Annotated in this window: 20 protein-coding genes; 6 read left to right on the top strand and 14 right to left on the bottom strand. The window is 55.9% G+C overall.

The features are described from left to right. Positions 1 to 38: 38 nt before the first annotated feature. The gene (gene sseA, locus AC2FAK_RS17515; protein ID WP_095455402.1) at positions 39 to 884 is read left to right on the top strand and encodes a 3-mercaptopyruvate sulfurtransferase; all 846 of its coding nucleotides are present in this window, start codon (positions 39 to 41) and stop codon (positions 882 to 884) included. Continuing rightward, positions 884 to 1,654 carry a MurR/RpiR family transcriptional regulator gene (locus tag AC2FAK_RS17510; RefSeq protein WP_013098289.1) on the top strand — a complete coding sequence of 257 codons (771 nt, stop codon included), beginning with the start codon at positions 884 to 886 and terminating at the stop codon, positions 1,652 to 1,654. The genes sseA and AC2FAK_RS17510 overlap by 1 nt, the downstream gene beginning before the upstream one ends. Before the next feature lie 17 nt (positions 1,655 to 1,671). On the opposite strand, the gene sseB is transcribed toward AC2FAK_RS17510, so the two are convergent. The 11 genes from sseB to trmJ all read right to left on the bottom strand — a co-directional run bounded on the left by sseB (position 1,672) and on the right by trmJ (position 10,437). Then, entirely contained in the window at positions 1,672 to 2,448 is a 777-nt protein-coding gene (gene sseB, locus AC2FAK_RS17505; protein WP_095455401.1) for an enhanced serine sensitivity protein SseB, read from the bottom strand. A 112-nt stretch (positions 2,449 to 2,560) separates the two neighbouring features. Continuing rightward, on the bottom strand, positions 2,561 to 3,847 hold the full coding sequence (gene pepB, locus AC2FAK_RS17500; RefSeq protein WP_047023267.1) for an aminopeptidase PepB: 1,287 nt from the start codon (positions 3,845 to 3,847) through the stop codon (positions 2,561 to 2,563). Between the two features lie 53 nt (positions 3,848 to 3,900). Continuing rightward, on the bottom strand, positions 3,901 to 4,101 hold the full coding sequence (gene iscX / locus AC2FAK_RS17495; protein ID WP_003860650.1) for a Fe-S cluster assembly protein IscX: 201 nt from the start codon (positions 4,099 to 4,101) through the stop codon (positions 3,901 to 3,903). A gap of 1 nt (position 4,102) precedes the next feature. Continuing rightward, positions 4,103 to 4,438, bottom strand: a complete 336-nt coding sequence (gene fdx / locus AC2FAK_RS17490) for an ISC system 2Fe-2S type ferredoxin (RefSeq protein WP_003860652.1) — start codon at positions 4,436 to 4,438, stop codon at positions 4,103 to 4,105. Position 4,439: 1 nt separating this feature from the next. Continuing rightward, complete coding sequence (gene hscA, locus AC2FAK_RS17485; protein WP_095455400.1) at positions 4,440 to 6,290, bottom strand: Fe-S protein assembly chaperone HscA; 1,851 nt, start codon at positions 6,288 to 6,290, stop codon at positions 4,440 to 4,442. 14 nt (positions 6,291 to 6,304) lie between these two features. Continuing rightward, entirely contained in the window at positions 6,305 to 6,820 is a 516-nt protein-coding gene (gene hscB / locus AC2FAK_RS17480) for a co-chaperone HscB (protein ID WP_095455399.1), read from the bottom strand. 80 nt (positions 6,821 to 6,900) lie between these two features. Beyond that, entirely contained in the window at positions 6,901 to 7,224 is a 324-nt protein-coding gene (gene iscA, locus AC2FAK_RS17475) for an iron-sulfur cluster assembly protein IscA (RefSeq protein WP_003860659.1), read from the bottom strand. Positions 7,225 to 7,237: 13 nt separating this feature from the next. Then, positions 7,238 to 7,624 carry a Fe-S cluster assembly scaffold IscU gene (gene iscU / locus AC2FAK_RS17470; protein ID WP_003860661.1) on the bottom strand — a complete coding sequence of 129 codons (387 nt, stop codon included), beginning with the start codon at positions 7,622 to 7,624 and terminating at the stop codon, positions 7,238 to 7,240. Positions 7,625 to 7,648: 24 nt separating this feature from the next. Continuing rightward, positions 7,649 to 8,863, bottom strand: coding sequence for a cysteine desulfurase (gene iscS, locus AC2FAK_RS17465; protein WP_003860663.1), 1,215 nt, complete (start codon positions 8,861 to 8,863; stop codon positions 7,649 to 7,651). 117 nt (positions 8,864 to 8,980) lie between these two features. Further along, positions 8,981 to 9,472, bottom strand: coding sequence for a Fe-S cluster assembly transcriptional regulator IscR (iscR, locus tag AC2FAK_RS17460; protein ID WP_013098294.1), 492 nt, complete (start codon positions 9,470 to 9,472; stop codon positions 8,981 to 8,983). A gap of 239 nt (positions 9,473 to 9,711) precedes the next feature. Further along, a complete protein-coding gene (gene trmJ, locus AC2FAK_RS17455) occupies positions 9,712 to 10,437 on the bottom strand; it encodes a tRNA (cytosine(32)/uridine(32)-2'-O)-methyltransferase TrmJ (RefSeq protein ID WP_013098295.1) in 726 nt (241 codons plus the stop codon). A gap of 131 nt (positions 10,438 to 10,568) precedes the next feature. Between trmJ and suhB the strand changes: the two genes are divergently transcribed. The 3 genes from suhB (at position 10,569) to AC2FAK_RS17440 (ending at position 14,245) form a co-directional block, all read left to right on the top strand. Next, positions 10,569 to 11,372, top strand: a complete 804-nt coding sequence (gene suhB / locus AC2FAK_RS17450) for an inositol-1-monophosphatase (protein WP_013098296.1) — start codon at positions 10,569 to 10,571, stop codon at positions 11,370 to 11,372. A 207-nt stretch (positions 11,373 to 11,579) separates the two neighbouring features. Then, positions 11,580 to 13,565, top strand: coding sequence for a type VI secretion system tube protein TssD (tssD, locus tag AC2FAK_RS17445; RefSeq protein ID WP_095455398.1), 1,986 nt, complete (start codon positions 11,580 to 11,582; stop codon positions 13,563 to 13,565). Next, complete coding sequence (locus tag AC2FAK_RS17440) at positions 13,562 to 14,245, top strand: DUF2931 family protein (protein WP_094916690.1); 684 nt, start codon at positions 13,562 to 13,564, stop codon at positions 14,243 to 14,245. The genes tssD and AC2FAK_RS17440 overlap by 4 nt, the downstream gene beginning before the upstream one ends. Positions 14,246 to 14,292: 47 nt before the next feature. Here AC2FAK_RS17440 and AC2FAK_RS17435 read toward each other — a convergent pair whose 3' ends face one another. Then, a complete protein-coding gene (locus AC2FAK_RS17435; protein WP_023620118.1) occupies positions 14,293 to 15,273 on the bottom strand; it encodes a nickel/cobalt transporter in 981 nt (326 codons plus the stop codon). Next, entirely contained in the window at positions 15,264 to 15,902 is a 639-nt protein-coding gene (locus AC2FAK_RS17430; RefSeq protein WP_023620117.1) for a DUF1007 family protein, read from the bottom strand. Before AC2FAK_RS17430 ends, AC2FAK_RS17435 begins: the two co-directional genes overlap by 10 nt. 125 nt (positions 15,903 to 16,027) lie before the next feature. Here AC2FAK_RS17430 and csiE point away from each other — a divergent pair, with 125 nt between their 5' ends. After that, positions 16,028 to 17,305 carry a stationary phase inducible protein CsiE gene (gene csiE, locus AC2FAK_RS17425; RefSeq protein ID WP_095455397.1) on the top strand — a complete coding sequence of 426 codons (1,278 nt, stop codon included), beginning with the start codon at positions 16,028 to 16,030 and terminating at the stop codon, positions 17,303 to 17,305. Here the strand turns inward: csiE and AC2FAK_RS17420 are convergent, their stop codons facing one another. Continuing rightward, on the bottom strand, positions 17,306 to 18,445 hold the full coding sequence (locus tag AC2FAK_RS17420) for a 3-phenylpropionate MFS transporter (protein WP_013098300.1): 1,140 nt from the start codon (positions 18,443 to 18,445) through the stop codon (positions 17,306 to 17,308). Positions 18,446 to 18,569 lie beyond the last annotated feature (124 nt).

The raw sequence follows: 18,569 nt of genomic DNA, 5'->3' as shown, positions 1-18,569 counted from the left end.
CGACAATCCTTTTTTACGGAAAAGAATGGAGGCAACCCATGTCCACCTCATATTTTGTCGCCGCCGACTGGCTGATTGAGCACGGCGACGATCCTGAAGTGCAGATTATTGACGCGCGTATGGCTCCTCCGGGCCAGGAGCATCGTGACGTTCCCGGTGAATACCGCGCAGGGCACCTGCCGGGCGCGGTATTTTTTGATATCGAAGCCCTCTCCGATCACACCTCCCCTCTGCCGCACATGCTGCCACGCCCGGAAGCCTTCTCCGTGGCGATGCGCGAGCTGGGCATCAGCAAAGACAAACACCTCGTTGTTTATGATGAAGGTAACCTCTTCTCTGCCCCGCGCGCGTGGTGGATGCTGAAAAACTTCGGCGTCGAGAAAGTCTCGATTCTGGCCGGGGGTCTGGCTGGCTGGAAGCGCGACGAACTGCCGCTGCAGCAGGGGGACGTGACGCTGCCGGAGGGGGATTTTGACGCGACGTTTGACGCAAATGTGGTGAAACGCCTGACCGACGTGCTGGTCGTCAGCCATGAAAACACTGCTCAAATCGTCGATGCACGTCCTGCCGCACGTTTTAACGCTGAAGCGGACGAACCTCGCCCTGGCCTGAAACGCGGACACATTCCAGGGGCGTTGAACGTGCCGTGGGGCGAGCTGGTGTTTGAGGGCGAGCTGAAAACCACCGATGAGCTACGCGCGATTTTTGATCGTCATGGCGTGGATTTACACCGTCCGATTATTGCCAGCTGCGGTTCCGGCGTAACGGCCTGCGTGGTGATCCTGGCGCTCGCCACGCTCGGTGTAAACGACGTCACGCTGTACGACGGCGCCTGGAGTGAGTGGGGTGCGCGGGACGATCTGCCGGTTGAACCCGCGAAATAATGGATAACCGCCTGGCCACGCTGTTAACGCGCGGGGAATCGCTGACCCGCGCGGAATATCGCGTACTCGCACATCTTACGGAGCATCCGCTGCTGGTGGGTAACATCACGGTGCGGGAACTGGCGCAGGCGACATTTGTCTCTACCGCGACGATTATGCGGCTGTGTCAGAAGCTGGGGTTCAGCGGGTTTAGCGAGTTTATCTGGCACTGCAAACAGCTCCTCACCGACACGCCGCATATTACGACGCAAGGAAACGCCCTTCCGCAGTTGCCCGCGCTGTTCAGCCAGTTTATTGCCAACTATCAGCAGACGTTCCAGTGGGTGACCGATGAGAAGCGCCTGCAGTTTGCCGACCTGCTGCGTCACAAAGAGAGCTTCTTTCTCTACGGTGCCGGGTTTTCCTATCTGTTTGCCGAATACCTGACCAAAAAACTGCAGGTGCTGGGGAAAACGGCGTTTATCTCCGGGCCGGGTGACAGCCGGAACATTTTCCTCAGCAACGCCGCCCGTTATCAGGTATTTATTGCCGTCTCGCGCAGCGGCGAAACAGAGCAGGTGCTGGATAAAGCGCGGATCGCCAAAAACGTCGGGATGACGATTGTCGCGTTTACCCGCGCCTCGGCCAATACGCTGGCGGGCATGGCGGACGTGCACTTCGCTCTCTATGACGAGGCGGTGCATTACGCCGCGGAAGCCGCAGGGGTGACGTCGTTTGAGTCGAATCTGGTACTGCTGATGGATTTACTGCTGCTGGAAGCAACGGGGTGACAGTCACCCCGCTGTAATCAGATGATGCGGTTGGTTTTGAGATCGCGCAGGAAACCGCCCCAGCGACGCTCATAGAACGGTGTGATGTGCTCGGTAATAAAGTGACTGATGCCCTTCTCACCGTTCGTCACCTGGCAGATATCAATTGGCTCATCGCCCGGCAACGTATCAGTGGCCACACTGCCCGCCGCCTGGATGATTTCATCGATATCGCCGTCAGCTTCAATACCAATCAACAGTACCGGCTGTTCATCCGCTTGCTCTTTAATCGAACAGAGGAACGCGCGTCTTACCGGCTTCAGGGTTTTGAACAACGTGGTCAGGGAATCGATCATCTGCGCTGGCGGTTCGGCCACTTCAGAGAGCAGCAGCGTTTCGCCCCCTTCCAGCACTTCCTGGGTACTGAGCGGGTTACCCTCTTCACCAATCAGATGGCTGATTTCGCGCGGCGTGAACTCTTTCCCGGTCGGCAGTTTCGCATTAAGGAACAGCGTCTGGCCCAGCGTCATTTCGAACAGCGTGCGCACCGGCATCACCACGAACGCCTGTTCGTCTTCAACGGCGGTCTGCAGCGCTTCCAGCGAGGTAAAGAACGGGATCACCGAGGTGCCGTCGTCTTTCTCCCAGTGCAGCAGATCCAGCGCGCTGTCTTCAACAACCTGCTCACCTTCCGCCGCGGTTCCTGGCACCCAGACGGTGGATTCCAGCAGCGTGCGGAAAAATGCCGGACGGTGGGCGGGCTCGGTAGCCGCCTGCTCCAGCAGAGTTTCTAATTCGTTTTTGGTTTCGGACATAACAATTCCAGATGTCGAATTTTCCCCTCACCCTAACCCTCTCCCCAAAGGGGAGAGGGAATTTGAACACCCTCTCCCCTTTGGGGAGAGGGCCGGGGTGAGGGGCCAATAATTACTCAGCCGTCAGCAGGTTCGCCACGGTACGCACGCCCAGGCCGGTCGCGCCCGCAGACCACTGCTCAACCGCCGCTTTACGGTAGGTTGCGGAGCAGTCGATATGCAGCCAGCCTTCGTGATAGTTCTCAACGAAGTGGGACAGGAAGCCAGCTGCGGTGCTTGCACCCGCCGGGTATGCCGCGCTCGCGGTGTTGTTCAGTTCGGCAAAATTAGACGGCAGCTGGCTGCGGTGGAACTCCGCCAGCGGCAGACGCCAGAACGGTTCGTTTTCTGCCGCGGCGCTTGCCAGCAGGCGGGCCGCCAGCTTGTCATCAAAGCTGAACAGCGCATGGTAGTCGTTGCCCAGCGCCGTTTTTGCCGCGCCGGTCAGGGTGGCCATATCGATAATCAACTCTGGCTTCTGGGCAGAAGCGTCGATCAGGCCATCGGCCAGCACCAGACGGCCTTCTGCATCGGTGTTCATCACTTCAACATTTTTGCCGTTGCGGTAGCGAATGATGTCGCCCAGCTTGAAGGCGTTACCGCTTACCATGTTGTCCGCGCAGCACAGGTACAGCTTCACGCGTTTTTTCAGGCCACGGGTAATCGCAAACGCCAGCGCACCAGTGATGGTTGCCGCCCCGCCCATGTCGGATTTCATGGAGTCCATGAACGCGCTCTGCTTCAGGCTGTAGCCACCGGTGTCGAAGGTGATACCTTTCCCGACCAGGCAGGCAAACACTGGCGCGTCTTTATCGCCGGTTGGGTTGTAGTCCAGCGCCAGCAGCACCGGTGGACGCTCAGAGCCACGACCCACGGTGTGAATACCCATGTAGTTCTGCTCGCGCAGGTCTTCACCTTTAGTGATGCGATAAGACATGTTATCGCCGGCCACGCCGCACAGCAGGTCAACGGCGCGCTGTGCCAGCTGTTCCGGCCCCAGATCTTCAGCCGGTGCGTTAATGGTGTCACGTACCCAGTCGATAATGGTCAGGCGGCTTTCCAGCTCTTTTTGACCGGCTTCGTCAAGGTTGGCCCACTCAATTTTGCGGGTGCCTTTTGGCCCTTTATAACCGGCCCAGAACGCCCAGCTGCGGTCGGTGTCCCAGCCCTCGCCTGCCAGAGAGACATGCTTAATGCCGAGCCCATCAATTTTACGCGCGGCGCGCTGGATCAGGCCCAGATCGTCGTTGCCCGTCAGGTGCAGGGTAATACCGTCGTTGTTGATACTGTAAGTGGCTTTTTCGCCCCAACGCGCATCGGCGGGTTGCGTAGAGAGCGTAATCTTCATCGCTTCGGTCATTTTATTTATCCTTATTAGCAAACGGGCCGCCTGAAGGCAGCCCGTTACGTGATTTACTCTGCTTCATCTAACCAGACTAACAGAATCGCCTCCAGAATTTTTTCATTGGATGCGTTGGGATCGTCGTCAAAATCCTCTAAATCGCAGATCCACTGATGCATATCGGTGAAACGTACGGTTTTTGGATCGAGATCCGGGTTAGCGTCGTAGAGCGCTTCGCCGATTTCACGGCTGTCTGTCCACTTCAGTCCCATATTAATGCTCGCGTGCGTGGTTGATGGTGTAGCGTGGGAACTCCACGACCAGATCTTCGTCGGTCACCGCTGCCTGGCAGCTTAAGCGGCTGTCGGGCTCCAGACCCCATGCTTTATCCAGCATGTCATCTTCGTCTTCGGTGCTCTCGGCGAGCGAGTCGAAACCTTCACGCACGATGCAGTGGCACGTCGTGCAGGCACAGGATTTTTCACAGGCGTGTTCCACTTCGATACCTGCACGCAGGGCAACATCGAGAATGGTTTCACCGGTCTTCGCTTCCAGAACAGCGCCATCCGGACAGAGGTCCGCATGAGGCAAAATAACAATCTTTGGCATATTAAACCTCGTCCACGGACTGGCCTTTCAGCGCGACGCGGACAGATTTGTCCATGCGGCGAGCAGCAAAGTCCTGGGTTTGTTTATCAACGTTTTTAATGGCTTCTTCTATTGCATCAGCGTCATTGCCCTGGGCGACCACGCTTAAGTGCGCAGCAGCCTCGTCAATCACCTGACGCTCAGCGGCGCTTAACAGCGCGGCATCGGCAGCGAGCGCGCCGTTCAGGCTTTCCAGCACGCGTGCGGCTTCCACTTTTTGTTCGGCCAGCATACGCGCCTTCACATCCTGCTCGGCGTAGCTCATTGAGTCCTGAATCATGGAGGCGATTTCGCCATCGGTCAGGCCGTAGGACGGCTTCACCTGAATGGACGATTCGACACCGGTCGATTTTTCCATCGCCGTGACGCTCAGCAGGCCGTCCGCATCCACCTGGAAGGTGACGCGAATATGCGCCCCGCCCGCAGGCAGCGCCGGAATGCCCCGCAGCGCAAAGCGCGCCAGCGAGCGGCAGTCCTGCACCAGTTCGCGTTCGCCCTGCATCACGTGAATGGACATGGCCGTCTGACCGTCTTTAAAGGTAGTGAACTCCTGCGCACGTGCCACCGGAATGGTGGTGTTGCGCGGAATGACTTTCTCCACCAGTCCGCCCATGGTCTCTAAACCCAGCGACAGCGGGATAACGTCCAGCAGCAGCATTTCACTGTCCGGCTTGTTGCCTACCAGAATATCCGCCTGAATCGCCGCGCCCACGGCAACCACTTTGTCCGGATCAATGGAGGTCAGCGGCGTGCGGCCAAAGAATTCGCCTACACGCTCACGCACCAGCGGTACGCGGGTGGAGCCACCCACCATGACCACTTCCAGCACCTCATCCGCCTCAACGCCGGCATCTTTCAGCGCACGACGGCAGGCTAACAGCGTGCGTTTCACCAGGGGGGCGATCAGATCGTTAAACTGTTCACGAGCGATCTCACCCTGCCAGCCCGCCACGTTCACACTGACTGACTCAGCATCGCTTAGCGCAATTTTGGCCTCGATGGCCGCATCCAGCAGTTCACGCTGTACGCGCGCATCGCTGCGATCGCTGATGCCCGCCTGCTCGCGAATGTAATCCGCCAGCAGATGGTCAAAGTCATCGCCGCCCAGCGCGGAGTCCCCGCCGGTCGCCAGCACTTCAAACACCCCACGGCTTAAGCGCAGGATCGAGATATCAAAGGTACCGCCGCCGAGATCGTAAACCGCAATCACCCCTTCCTGACCGGAGTCGAGGCCGTAGGCAATCGCTGCCGCTGTCGGTTCGTTCAGCAGGCGCAGCACGTGCAGGCCCGCCAGACGCGCGGCGTCTTTGGTGCCCTGACGCTGTGCGTCATCAAAGTAGGCCGGAACGGTAATCACCACACCGTCTAAATCGCCGCCGAGCGTTGCCGTCGCACGCTCCGCCAACGCTTTTAGGATGTCAGCGGATACGCGAATTGGGTTCAGCAGCCCGGCCGCAGTCGCAATCATCGGCAGGCCGTTAACACTTGCCTGCAGCTGATACGGCAGATGGGGGTAACGGGTCTGAATATCGGCCAGCGAGCGGCCCATCATCCGCTTAACGGAGCTGATGGTATTCGCCGGATCGCGCGCGGCGTTAGCGCGGGCATCAAAGCCCACCGCGTGGCCCTGCTGCTGGTAGTGGACCACGGAAGGCAGCAGATGGCGGCCCTGCTCGTCAGCCAGCGTCTCCGCCTGGCCGCTACGCACGGTTGCCACGAGGGAATTGGTGGTGCCGAGATCAATACCCACCGCCAGACGACGCTGGTGCGGTGCGGCACTTAAGCCAGGCTCACTAATTTGTAATAAGGCCATAATTGCTTCCGAAATTAAAAATCGAGCAGCTTTTCTTCGAGTTGTTCAGCACTGCTTCGCAGTTTATCGAGAAAACGGAGTTTGCGCACAGTGTCTGCCGCCACTTCCCAGGTCTCATTGTTCAGTTGCGCCACCATCTGCTGATGGCGGGTATCAAACATGCCCTTCACGCGCGTGATGAACCTTTCCAGACGCGCTTCGTCTTTGGCCTGTTCAATCTCATCCAGCTCTTCGCGAAGCGTAAGCTGTTCCATCAGAAACGCCGTGTCGCGTACGGTGTGTTGTTCGCTCGCCAGATCAAAGCCGTGGAGCGAAAGCAGATATTCTGCACGCGCCAGCGGATGGCGCAGCGTCTGCCAGGCCTGGTTGATGGTTGCGGATTGCGACACCGCAGCCAGTTGTTCAGCCTGAGTACCGCTGGCGAATTTGTCCGGATGATACTGACGCTGCAGGTCCTGAAAACGGATCGTCAGCGCCTGGAGATCAATCGGGTATTGAGCGGGTAAACCGAAGAGAGTGAAGTAATCCATAACAATCTCAGGGGTAGCCTGTTAGAACAAACCCCACGCGTAGCAAATAAAGCCACGGTGGGGTTTCGGATGACGCGCGATTAAACGTGGAAGCTTTCGCCGCAACCACACTCGTCTTTGACGTTCGGGTTCGTGAATTTGAACCCTTCGTTCAGGCCTTCTTTTACAAAGTCCAGCTGAGTGCCGTTGAGGAATTGCAGGCTTTTGCCATCGACCACCACCTTCACGCCCTTGTCTTCAAACACAGTGTCATCGGACGCTGGTTCGTCAACAAACTCCAGTACGTAAGCCATACCAGAACAGCCGGAGGTACGTACGCCCAGTCGCAGGCCAAAGCCTTTACCACGGTTCGCCAGAAAAGAGCTTACTCGCGCGGCAGCGCTGTCGCTAAGGGTAATCGACATACTCAAACCTCAATTATTTTGCTTCACGTTTGCTTTTGTAATCCGCAATGGCGGCTTTGATCGCGTCTTCTGCCAGGATAGAACAGTGAATTTTCACCGGTGGCAGTTCGAGTTCTTCAGCAATATCCGTGTTCTTGATTGCCTGTGCTTCGTCCAGAGACTTGCCCTTCACCCACTCGGTGACCAGGGAGCTGGACGCGATAGCAGAACCGCAGCCGTAGGTCTTGAAGCGCGCGTCTTCAATGATACCTTCATTGTTGACTTTAATCTGCAACTTCATCACGTCGCCACAAGCTGGCGCGCCAACCATACCGCTTCCTACGCTCTCGTCGCTGTTGTCAAAAGAGCCAACGTTGCGCGGGTTCTCGTAATGATCGATAACTTTTTCGCTGTATGCCATGATTGAATTCTCCTTATGTACCGATTAGTGATGTGACCATTCAATGCTGTTCAGATCCACGCCCTGCTTGAACATTTCCCACAGTGGAGAAAGGTCACGCAGACGGCCGATGGAGTTGCGAACCAGCTTGATGGTGTAGTCAATCTCTTCTTCGGTAGTGAAACGACCTAAAGAGAAACGGATAGAGCTGTGTGCCAGCTCGTCAGTCATACCCAACGCGCGCAGCACGTAGGATGGCTCCAGGCTTGCAGACGTACAGGCAGAACCGGAAGAGACCGCCAGGTCTTTTAGCGCCATGATCAGCGATTCGCCTTCAACATAGTTGAAGCTCACGTTGAGGATGTTGGGTGCGCCCTGCTCGAGATCGCCGTTCAGATACACTTCTTCCATATCTTTCACGCCGTCCCACAAACGGTTACGGAGCGTGCGCAGGCGCGCCATCTCGGTTTCCATCTCTTCTTTCGCAATGCGGTAAGCTTCGCCCATGCCCACGATCTGGTGAACAGGCAGCGTACCGGAACGCATGCCGCGCTCATGACCGCCACCGTGCATCTGCGCTTCAATGCGGATACGTGGCTTACGACGAACGTACAGCGCGCCAATGCCTTTCGGGCCATAGATTTTGTGGCCGGAGAAGGACATCAGGTCGACTTTCAGCTGGCTCAGGTCGATAGGCAGTTTGCCCACGCTCTGAGTCGCATCAACGTGATAGATGATGCCGCGCGCACGGCACATTTCGCCGATGGTCGCAATATCCTGCACCACGCCGATTTCGTTGTTTACATGCATGATGGAAACCAGGATGGTGTCATCACGCATCGCCGCTTCGAGCTCTTTCAGGTCAATAATACCGTTGCTCTGTGGCGCCAGGTAAGTGACTTCAAAGCCTTCACGCTCGAGCTGACGGCAGGTGTCCAGCACGGCTTTATGTTCGGTTTTGCTGGTGATGATGTGCTTGCCTTTTTTCTGATAAAAGTTGGCTGCACCTTTGATCGCCAGGTTGTCGGATTCGGTCGCACCGGAGGTGAACACAATCTCACGCGGGTCGGCACCCACCAGGTCAGCAATCTGATTACGGGCGATATCCACCGCCTCTTCAGCATGCCAGCCAAAACGGTGTGAACGAGAAGCTGGGTTACCAAAGTTTCCGTCCAGGGTCAGACACTGCATCATTTTCTCGGCAACACGCGGGTCCACCGGCGTGGTTGCGGAGTAGTCGAGATAAATCGGTAATTTCATTGCTCTATAAACTCCGTACATCGCTTCAATGCAAGGAATCAGGCAACCGGCTGGATGTACGACCGAGTACACGGGGCAACTTCGCCCCGGCCTGATTCTGAAATACTTATCTTTTTATTACGCGCGTAATTTAACGTCGATAGCGTCCTGCGCGCGGGTGCTGCGTTGAGATTCCTGGCTGTGCTGACGGCCCGATACATCCAGAACTTCCTGGTTATTCACCAGTTCACCGAGGGTGATGTTGTTCAGGAAGCCGGTCAGGCGGTCGCTCAGATCGCGCCACAGCGCGTGGGTCAGGCACTTATCGCCGCCCTGGCAGCCACCTTTACCCTGGCAACGGGTCGCGTCAACGGATTCGTCAACCGCACTAATGACTTCGCCAACCGCAATACTGCCCGCGTCTTTACCCAGCAGATAACCGCCGCCTGGGCCACGAACGCTGGAAACCAGTCCATTTTTACGCAGTCTGGAGAACAGCTGTTCCAGATAAGAGAGGGAGATCCCTTGTCGTTCAGAAATATCAGCCAACGGAACCGGGCCCGCTTCGGAGTTGAGCGCAACGTCCAGCATCGCGGTTACGGCATAACGCCCTTTAGATGTCAGTCTCATGTCTTACTTAACCTCAAACTCGCCCCTGCCCGGGGTTTTTTATAGTAAAATGGGGTATTGCATAGCAGGGCCAAGTCTGACATTCCTGACTAAATTGGTCAACTATTTACTTGACTGTTTTAGTCAGGTATTTAACCTTCCGTGCTCTCATTGTTTTTGTCGGGTGGCGCTACGCTTACCCGACCTACAAAACCGTAGGCCCGCGCAAGCGCAGCGCCGCCGGGCAACAACGCGCACCGTTATTCTTTATTCTTCTGCTCAATCGACGCCAGAATCCCACGCAGGATGTTCAGTTCCTGGCTTTCCGGACGCGCACGGGTGAACAGACGACGCAGCTTATTCATCACCTGCCCCGGATGGCCTTCGCGGATAAAACCGGTAGAGAGCAGCGTCTGCTCCAGGTGACCATAGAAGCGCTCCAGATCGTCCACCAGCGGATAGGCGGTCTCTTCTTTCGGCTCTGCCACTTTCTCCTGGGTCGCCAGCCAGGCCATCCGCACTTCGTAGGCAATGACCTGTACCGCCATCGCCAGGTTCAGCGAGCTGTATTCCGGGTTCGCCGCAATCGCGACGTGGTAATGGCACTTCTGCAGTTCGTCATTGGTCAGGCCGACGCGCTCACGCCCAAACACCAGCGCCACAGGTGCCTGTTCCGCTTCTGAGACACTTTTCAGGCCGCATTCGCGCGGGTCCAGCATTGGCCACGGCAGCGTACGGGAACGCGCGCTGGTACCGACGACCAGACTGCAACCCGCCAGCGCTTCGTCCAGGGTATCAACAATTTGCGCGTTGCCAATCACGTCGCTGGCACCGGCGGCCAGTGCGATGGCCTGAGAGTCCGGTTTCACCAGCGGATTAACCAGCCACAGATTCGTTAAGCCCATGGTTTTCATAGCGCGGGCAACGGAGCCCATATTGCCGGTATGCGATGTTTCGACCAGCACGATTCGAATGTTTTGCAGCATAGTTTTGGATGTCTGAATTCAGTGTCTAAAGAATATTCGGGCATATTATCATAAACGAGAGACATATTCCGATCCTGCTGCTATACTCTGCGCCGATTTTCCTGTTCTTTAACATCCAGTGAGAGAGACCGATGCATCCGATGCTGACCATCGCCGTGCGCGCAGCGCGCAAGGCGGGTAATGTAATTGCCAAACACTACGAAACGCCAGACTCCGTAGAAACCAGCCAGAAAGGCAGCAATGATTTCGTGACTAACGTCGATAAAGCCGCAGAAGCGATTATTATCGAAACGATCCGCAAATCTTACCCACAGCACACCATCATCACCGAAGAAAGCGGTGAACATGAAGGTACCGATCAGGATGTTCAATGGGTTATCGATCCACTGGATGGCACCACCAACTTCGTTAAACGCCTGCCACACTTCTCTGTGTCTATCGCAGTACGCATTAAAGGCCGTACTGAAGTCGCCGTTGTTTATGATCCAATGCGTAACGAACTGTTCACCGCTACCCGCGGTCAGGGCGCGCAGCTGAACGGTTACCGTCTGCGCTGCAGCAATGCACGCGATCTGGACGGCACCATTCTGGCGACCGGTTTCCCGTTCAAGGCGAAACAGCACGCAACCACCTACATGAATATCCTCGGCAAACTGTTCACCGAATGCGCGGACTTCCGTCGCACCGGCTCTGCCGCGCTGGATCTGGCCTACGTGGCGACCGGCCGCGTTGACGGTTACTTCGAACTGGCGCTGAAGCCGTGGGACTTTGCTGCGGGCGAGCTGATCGCGCGTGAAGCAGGCGCACTGGTATGCGATTTCACCGGCGGCCATAACTATATGTCTACCGGCAACATCGTTGCAGGTAACCCACGCGTTGTTAAAGCCATGCTGGCAAACATGCGTGATGAACTGAGCGATGCGCTGAAGCGTTAATCGCGGTAACTGCACCCAGCGGTTATTTCCCCAATGCTGTCTGTATATAAATCCCCGATATTCATCATCGGGGATTTTTTATTAGTCGTTCCTTTTACGCCTAAATAATCATCACTATTTACTCTGTGATTTGATTTATAGCAGATTGCCTTTTCAATTTTATCATTACGATACTTCCTGACTAAACGCCTCACTCAGGAAAAATAAATGAGCAACCTTATTTATTTAACGCTTGAGGGCGATATTCAGGGACGGATTTCTGCTGGCTGTGGCTCTCAGGCTTCAGTCGGCAACCGCTACCAGCTGGGGCATGAAGATGAAATCTTTGTTTTCAGCCTGATGCAGGAAGCGAGCGGTACCGGTGGTCGGCTTCACCATCGCGGACTGCAATTCTGTAAGCTCCTGGATAAAAGCTCTCCGTTATTCAGTAACGCCATCAATAATAATGAACGTCTTAAGCTTACCTTTGATATTTACCGCACTAATCGATACGGTCATATGGAAAAGTATTATCTTATCGAATTACGTGGTGCATCAATACGGTCCATTCAGCTTCATTCAAAGATGAATGATATGGACTATGAATATATTTCGATTAACTATGATTATATTCTGAGTCGCCATCTTATCACCGGTACCGAATTTGATTATCTGCTGACGCCGGAAAATTACAGCCGTCTTTTTCCGGTGGTGCAGAAGACTCTCCTCCCCGAAGAGCAGCCTGAACGGAGAGTAACGCTGGTGCTGGGGATATTTTTCGATGGCACCGGCAATAATGCGGTGAACACCCGGAACATGCTTGAGGCTCTGACGGCACAGCACTTTGATATTAACAGCCCGGATGCGGCAACCATTCTCGCCAGAAATGCATCGGAGAAAATGGGGATTAGTGGGATCGGGGCGGGCAGCTATCTGGGGTATTACACGAATATTCACTGGTTGAATGAACTGTATGAAATAACTTTTCCCCCAGAGAGTAGTTACATTCAAAATACTGTTTATGTCGAAGGCATTGGAACTCGAGCTGGAGAACCCGATAATCCGATAGGGCTTGGATTGGGTACGGCAGAGACTGGGATTATCGCCAAAACTGATGATGCGGTAGCGCAGCTGGCGACAGCCATAGATGCAGCGCTTGGTTTACTGAAAGGGAAGTTTGTCGTCGATACCCTGCTGTTTGATATTTTCGGCTTCAGCCGTGGTGCGGCGGCGGCTCGTCACTTCGCCAACCGCGTCCAGTCAGAAGACCGTACCATTATCAAGGCAATTCAGACTGGGATGGACGAATATATATACCGTGGAGCTCCCGCAGGTAAAACCCGCTTCCTTGGCATTATGGACACCGTGGCAGCCGTCGGTACGGTAATGAATGGCCTAAATCCACACAGTGCGAATACCGGTAGCGTCGACATACGCCTGCGTCCCGGCGTGGCTGAAAAAGTATTCCACATCACCGCCCAGCACGAATGCCGCTATAACTTTGCCCTCAACAGCGTCGCCCCTGCCTGGCCGGAGCTCACGCTTCCCGGCGCTCATTCTGATATCGGCGGCGGCTATCTGCCCCAGTTGCGGGAAGACCTCGTTCTCACCCGCCCGCTGGTGGAAACCCTGCCTCACAAGCAGCCCGGTCCGCAATCGCATGTTTACAAGCAGACGATGGCGCAGCTACGCGTGCTTGAGCATTCACCGGCCATCATGCCCGTCATTCGAACCAATGCCATCACTCCGGACGTCTGGGAAGATGATTTCGCCCCGCCAGATCGCTACAGCCAGCCGCAAAAACGGACCTTTTCCGCCCTGACGCTGCGTCATCGCACGGTCTTTTTTGACTGGTCAAAGGTGGTGCTACGGGTCATGGTTGATGCAGCGATTGAGGCCGGGGCGTTATTTGCTGACGTAGACAATATCAAAACACACGCCTTACCAGATGAACTGAAGCCGTTGAGCGAACGCGCCCGGCAGATGGGTAAAGCGGCCCGTCAGCACCGATGTGTAACCAGTTTTACGCCTGAAGACGTGGACGTGATTGCCAGAAGATACATCCACTGCTCAGCTCACTGGAACGCCGTGGAGCTTAAACAGTCCGGTGAATTACAGGGTGGAGCCTCTGCGTCCGAAACCATCGGTTTTGTTAACAGGCCGGACGAGAACTGGATCAGAACGATTTACAACATGGATGGAAACAAACGATGAAAAAACGCAACGTGCTGGCGCTTGCCCTGCTGCTTACGGCTGCAGGCTGCAGCCCACAAAAATTTCATCCTTTACAGTCAAAACAGGCCGCCAGAGGGGACTGGACGCTTCCCTATGACAAGTGGTTTTTTTTATTTATAACCCCCAGAGAATTACCGTCTATGGTAAATCACGCCAGAGTCATCGACACGGATGGTTATCTGTATACGTTCAATACTCTTGATCCGACGTCCAGAGATCCTGGCTCTGTTGATAGATGGCCTGAGAATGCACATGGCTTTGGCGGTCAATTTAACAAAGTCAAAGCCCCCCCGCAGTATATTGTCTTCTGCTGGGAATCCTATATTGACCAGCAAACTTACGAAACCAGTGCCGTGTTCGGACCGGAAACCTGGCTGCGAATGAAAACACCCGCCGAACATACCCGCCCATCTGGCGCTCCAGTCTGGTACAACAGAATGGTGTTTGGCCTCTCCCCCGGAGGCAAAGTCAAAATCTGGTTTTCAGATTTCGCCGGACGCCCCAGCCTGCCCGTCAAACCCTTGAAGATGTGGACCCGCTCCGGCAACGCTCTAACCCTGTGCAAAGACTACATCGTTCCCGGCGGCACGTTTAACCTCATCCAGTCAACTCAGGATTTCATCAAAGGCAAAACCTACCCCTACGGTAACTGGGATTAACAATAAGCGACAGCACCCGTGGTTGAGGGGGATCAGACCGTACGTCGCTAAAACGGCCGCAATCCCCTTCCCACCGGCACCGCACTCATCCACATCGTCACCGCTGCTACCAGCAGAATCACCCCGCCCGCCAGCGCGAGCGTCGTCCAGCCTACCTGTCGCCACAGCACCGGCGTTTTATTGCCGCTGAGTTTTACCGCCAGTTGACGGAAGCTGTGAACCAGTAATGCCAGTGACGAAATGGTCAGGGACGTTCCTGCCGCCATAGCCAGCGCAGAGAGCATGCCCCAGCCGAATACGCCAATCACTTTGCTGAACAGCAGCACCATGATCGCGCCTGAACATGGTCGCATCCCCATTGAAAGAACAATCATCACCCGCGCACGCCAGTCGTCGCCGCTCTGCAACTGCGCCTGCGTAGGCAGATGCTGATGTCCGCAGCCGCAGTGGGCATCATGGACATGATGTGGCGTAAAGGATTTGAAGGTTGGCTTTTGCAGCAGTACGCGCAGTTTTTTCAGCGCCCGCCAGCAGAGGATCACCCCCAGCACGCCCACCAGCGCATAACTTCCCTTCTCCAGCCAGAAACTGCTCAGGTGCAGCTGACGAGCGGGAAGCTGTAACAGCGAGAGGACGACCACTACCAGCCCGATAGCGACGCCGCCCTGCAGCAGCGAAGAGGCCAGTGTCAGACCGATGCTCGATTTCAGCTTCGAGGGATGCGTGGCAAGCCAGGTAGCGATCACAATCTTGCCATGCCCCGGCCCCAGCGCATGCAGCACCCCGTAGACAAAACTGAATGCCAGCAGGGAACCACCTGCTTTTGTTGGGTTATCCGCCACCGCCTTGAGTAGCCCACTCATCTGCTGGTTAACGTCACGCTGCCAGAGAATGCTTTTCATCATAACCTGCGGCCAGGCCTGCCATAACCACAGCGCGCCACACACGGCCAACAATAAAAAGAGCGCCAGCGGCCAGAGATGAAGCCAGCGACGTGGTTTGCGGGCGGAAGAGGCGATCACTGACATTGTAACGTCACCTGCTGTGCAAACTGTTTACCCAGTTCCATATCTTCAGGAGGGGCATCCTCTTTATCCAGAGAGACGGCGAAGTTGAGCGTCTCTTCGCTGGGTTTTGGCGTATGCACAGCGAGTTTGCAGGATTTTTGCAGGGTAGTCGGTAGCGTCACGTCACTCTCCTTCGCATAGCTCATATCGACGTAATAGGTGGGGTCGAAGGTGGAAAAGGTATACGTCTGTCCTGCCAGCGGCTGAGGATGCGCCAGCGGGAGAACAAACGTCAGCACCGCCTGATGACCGTCGCGCGACATGCCGTACTCCGTCGGGCGATTCATAAACTTCACCTTTTGTCCGTTATGCCAGAACTCGGTGAAGTAGTGCTGTCCCAGCACGTTGGCCATGACCTCCGCCGCCAGCTTTTTCCAGATCTCATCGCCTGGCTTTGCATTTCCCGCGTCATACAGGAGATCGGCCGAGGTGATTTCATCCATCGTCCAGCGCATTTTCAGGCCGCTCAACTGGGTTCCGTCAGTCACCAGCTCGGTTTTGAGACTGATAAAACTGTGAGGATGCGCGCCGGCGGTGAAAGTGATAACCGCCAAAAATAACGCCATCGCGCTGTGTTTAACTGTTTGCATCAATTCCTCACGTCAAAAATTCTGTGATGTTCGCCAGCAATCCTGAGTGAAAGGGCTGCCGGTACGCTTTTCAGCGTCAATCCTTTAGCTATTCTTACCAGACATTCACACTGGATACCCAACAGATGATGACAACGCTTGAAATTCCATCTGTGCTTTCCAGTTCGCAGCGCCGCTGCCAGGTGCTTTTGATGCTTTACCTGCCCGATGCTGCCGTCACCGCACAGAGCATAATCGCAACCAACGGCGTGGACGACGCCATGGCACGGCAAGATATAGCCGAGACGCGCGATGAAATCCAGCGCTATCACCGGCTGGACATTGTCACGCACCATGACGGCAGCTACCGGATTGAAGGCTCGGTCCTGAATCAGCGTTTATGTCTGCTGCACTGGCTGCGCAGGGCGCTCCGCCTGTGCCCACATTTTGTTTCGCAACAGTTTACCCCGGCGCTTAAAACCGCGCTTAAACAGCAGGGCATCGCGCGTCCGCTTTATGACGATACGAATCTGCGGGCGTTGATCAGCTTCTGTTCGCGAAAGCTACAGCGCCCCTTTGACTGCCGTGACGTGCAATTTTTACAGCTCTTCTTGCAGTATTGTCTGATCCAGCATCACCGGGGCAATACGCCGCAGTTTTCCCCCGTTCAGCGCAACTGGACACAGTCGCGAGGGGAATACTTTACGGCGCAGGAAATTGTGCGTCACTGGAAACGCCGCGTGCCGCAGGGCACCCACAGCGACGAACAACTGTTCCTCGCGCTGCTGTTTATGATGCTGCGCACGCCCGATCCAGTGCTCGATAAACATCAGCAGGATCAGCGTCTGCGCCGGGCCATCGTGCGGATGATTGCCCGTTTTCGCGCCCAGACAGGAATGAACTTCAGCGATGAACAAGGGCTGACCGATCAGCTCTACGTTCATCTGGCACAGGCGCTGGACCGGTCGCTGTTTGAGATCGGCATCGACAACAGCCTGCCAGAAGAGATCCATCGCCTTTACCCCCGTCTGTTACGCACCACCAAGGAGGCGTTGTTTGAACTGGAAGCGGAGTTTGGCCTGCGTTTTTCTGATGAAGAGATGAGTCTGGTGGCGGTGATTTTTGGCGCCTGGCTGATGCAGGAGACCGATCTGCACGAAAAACAGGTGGTGTTATTAACCGGAGAGGATAAATCCTGTGAAGAAGTGATTGAACAGCAGCTACGCGAACTAACGCTGCTGCCGCTCAATATTCGTTATCTGACGCTGCAGGCTTTTCAGAAAGAGGGAGCTCCGCGCGAAGCGGCGCTGGTTATTACTCCTTACCCCACCGCCCTGCCCCTGTTCTCGCCGCCGCTGATCCACGCCGTGGAATCGCTGAACGCACAGCAGCAAGAACATATTCGCGCCATGCTGGAATCGTAGTCAGGCGCGCGCGGCCACTTTCGGGCGAATAAACATCGCCGGTAGCGCGACCAGTGCCATTACCCAGAACACGCCGTGTCCCAGATGTTGATACAGGAAGCCCGCAAAGACCGTCATCACGGCAATGCTGCCACCCATCGCCACCGCAGAATAGACCGCCTGCAAGCGAATCACATCCCCGCCTTCACGCGCGGCGATATAGCGCATGGCCGCCAGATGGCAGACGGTAAAGGTGCCGCAGTGCAGAATTTGCGCCACGATCAGCCAGGGCAGTTCGGTCGTCCAGCCCATAATGCCCCACCGCGCCACGCCACACACGGCGGAGAGCAGCAGCAGGTCGCGCGCGCCGAAGCGGCGGAACAGTTTCTTGCTGAGCGCAAAGATAATCACTTCGGCCACCACGCCAAGCGACCACAGGTAGCCCACGGCAGAGGCAGAGTAACCGGCGCCCTGCCAGTAAATGGCGCTGAAGCCGTAATACGCCGCGTGCGCCCCCTGAAGCAGGCAGACGCAGGCCAGAAAACGCCAGCTTTGCGCCACCAGGCTTCGCCAGGCGGGCCAGCCTGCGCTTTCCTGATGGCGGCTTTCGCCTTGCGGCATGACTGACGGTCGCAGCAGCATGCCCAGCAACATCGAGGCGATACCGATGCTTAGCAGGGCAAGAATGGCGCGGTAATCGTAAAGGCTGACCAGTTTCCCCACCAGCGCAGAGCCAATCACAAACGCAATGGAGCCCCACAGGCGCACGCGACCGTAGTCCATGGTGATCTGCTTTTGCCAGGTGTTTGCCAGGGCGTCCGTCAGGGGAACCAGCGGGGAGAAGAACAGGTTAAAGCCGACCATCACCACCATCAGCCAGGCAAACTGATGGCTAACCCAGAAGCAGGCCACAAAGACCAGCGTTAACAGGGCAAGAATACGCACCGCTTTGATGAGTAAGGAGGGATCGCTGACGCGCGGTGCAATCAGCAGGCTGCCAAGGAAACGCGCCACCAGCCCCGCCCCCAGCAGGACACCGATGGTTTCCGGAGTAAGGCCAATTCCCTTGAGCCAGACGCTCCAGAAAGGCAGAAAAATACCGTAACTAAAGAAATAGGTGAAATAGCTGAGCGCCAGCCAGCGCGTGGAATGCAAGACCATGAATCCCTCCCGAAATGGAGGCCATAGTCTGGCGAGAATATAAAAATTAAGCAAGTAGATAGCTTGCTATAAATTAACGAAAAATTAACATTCCATGCAGTCGTCTGGCTTATGGCAGGGAACG

Source organism: Enterobacter cloacae complex sp. 394F7 (genome assembly GCF_057320385.1).
This window is presented reverse-complemented; position numbering and strand designations above follow the sequence as displayed.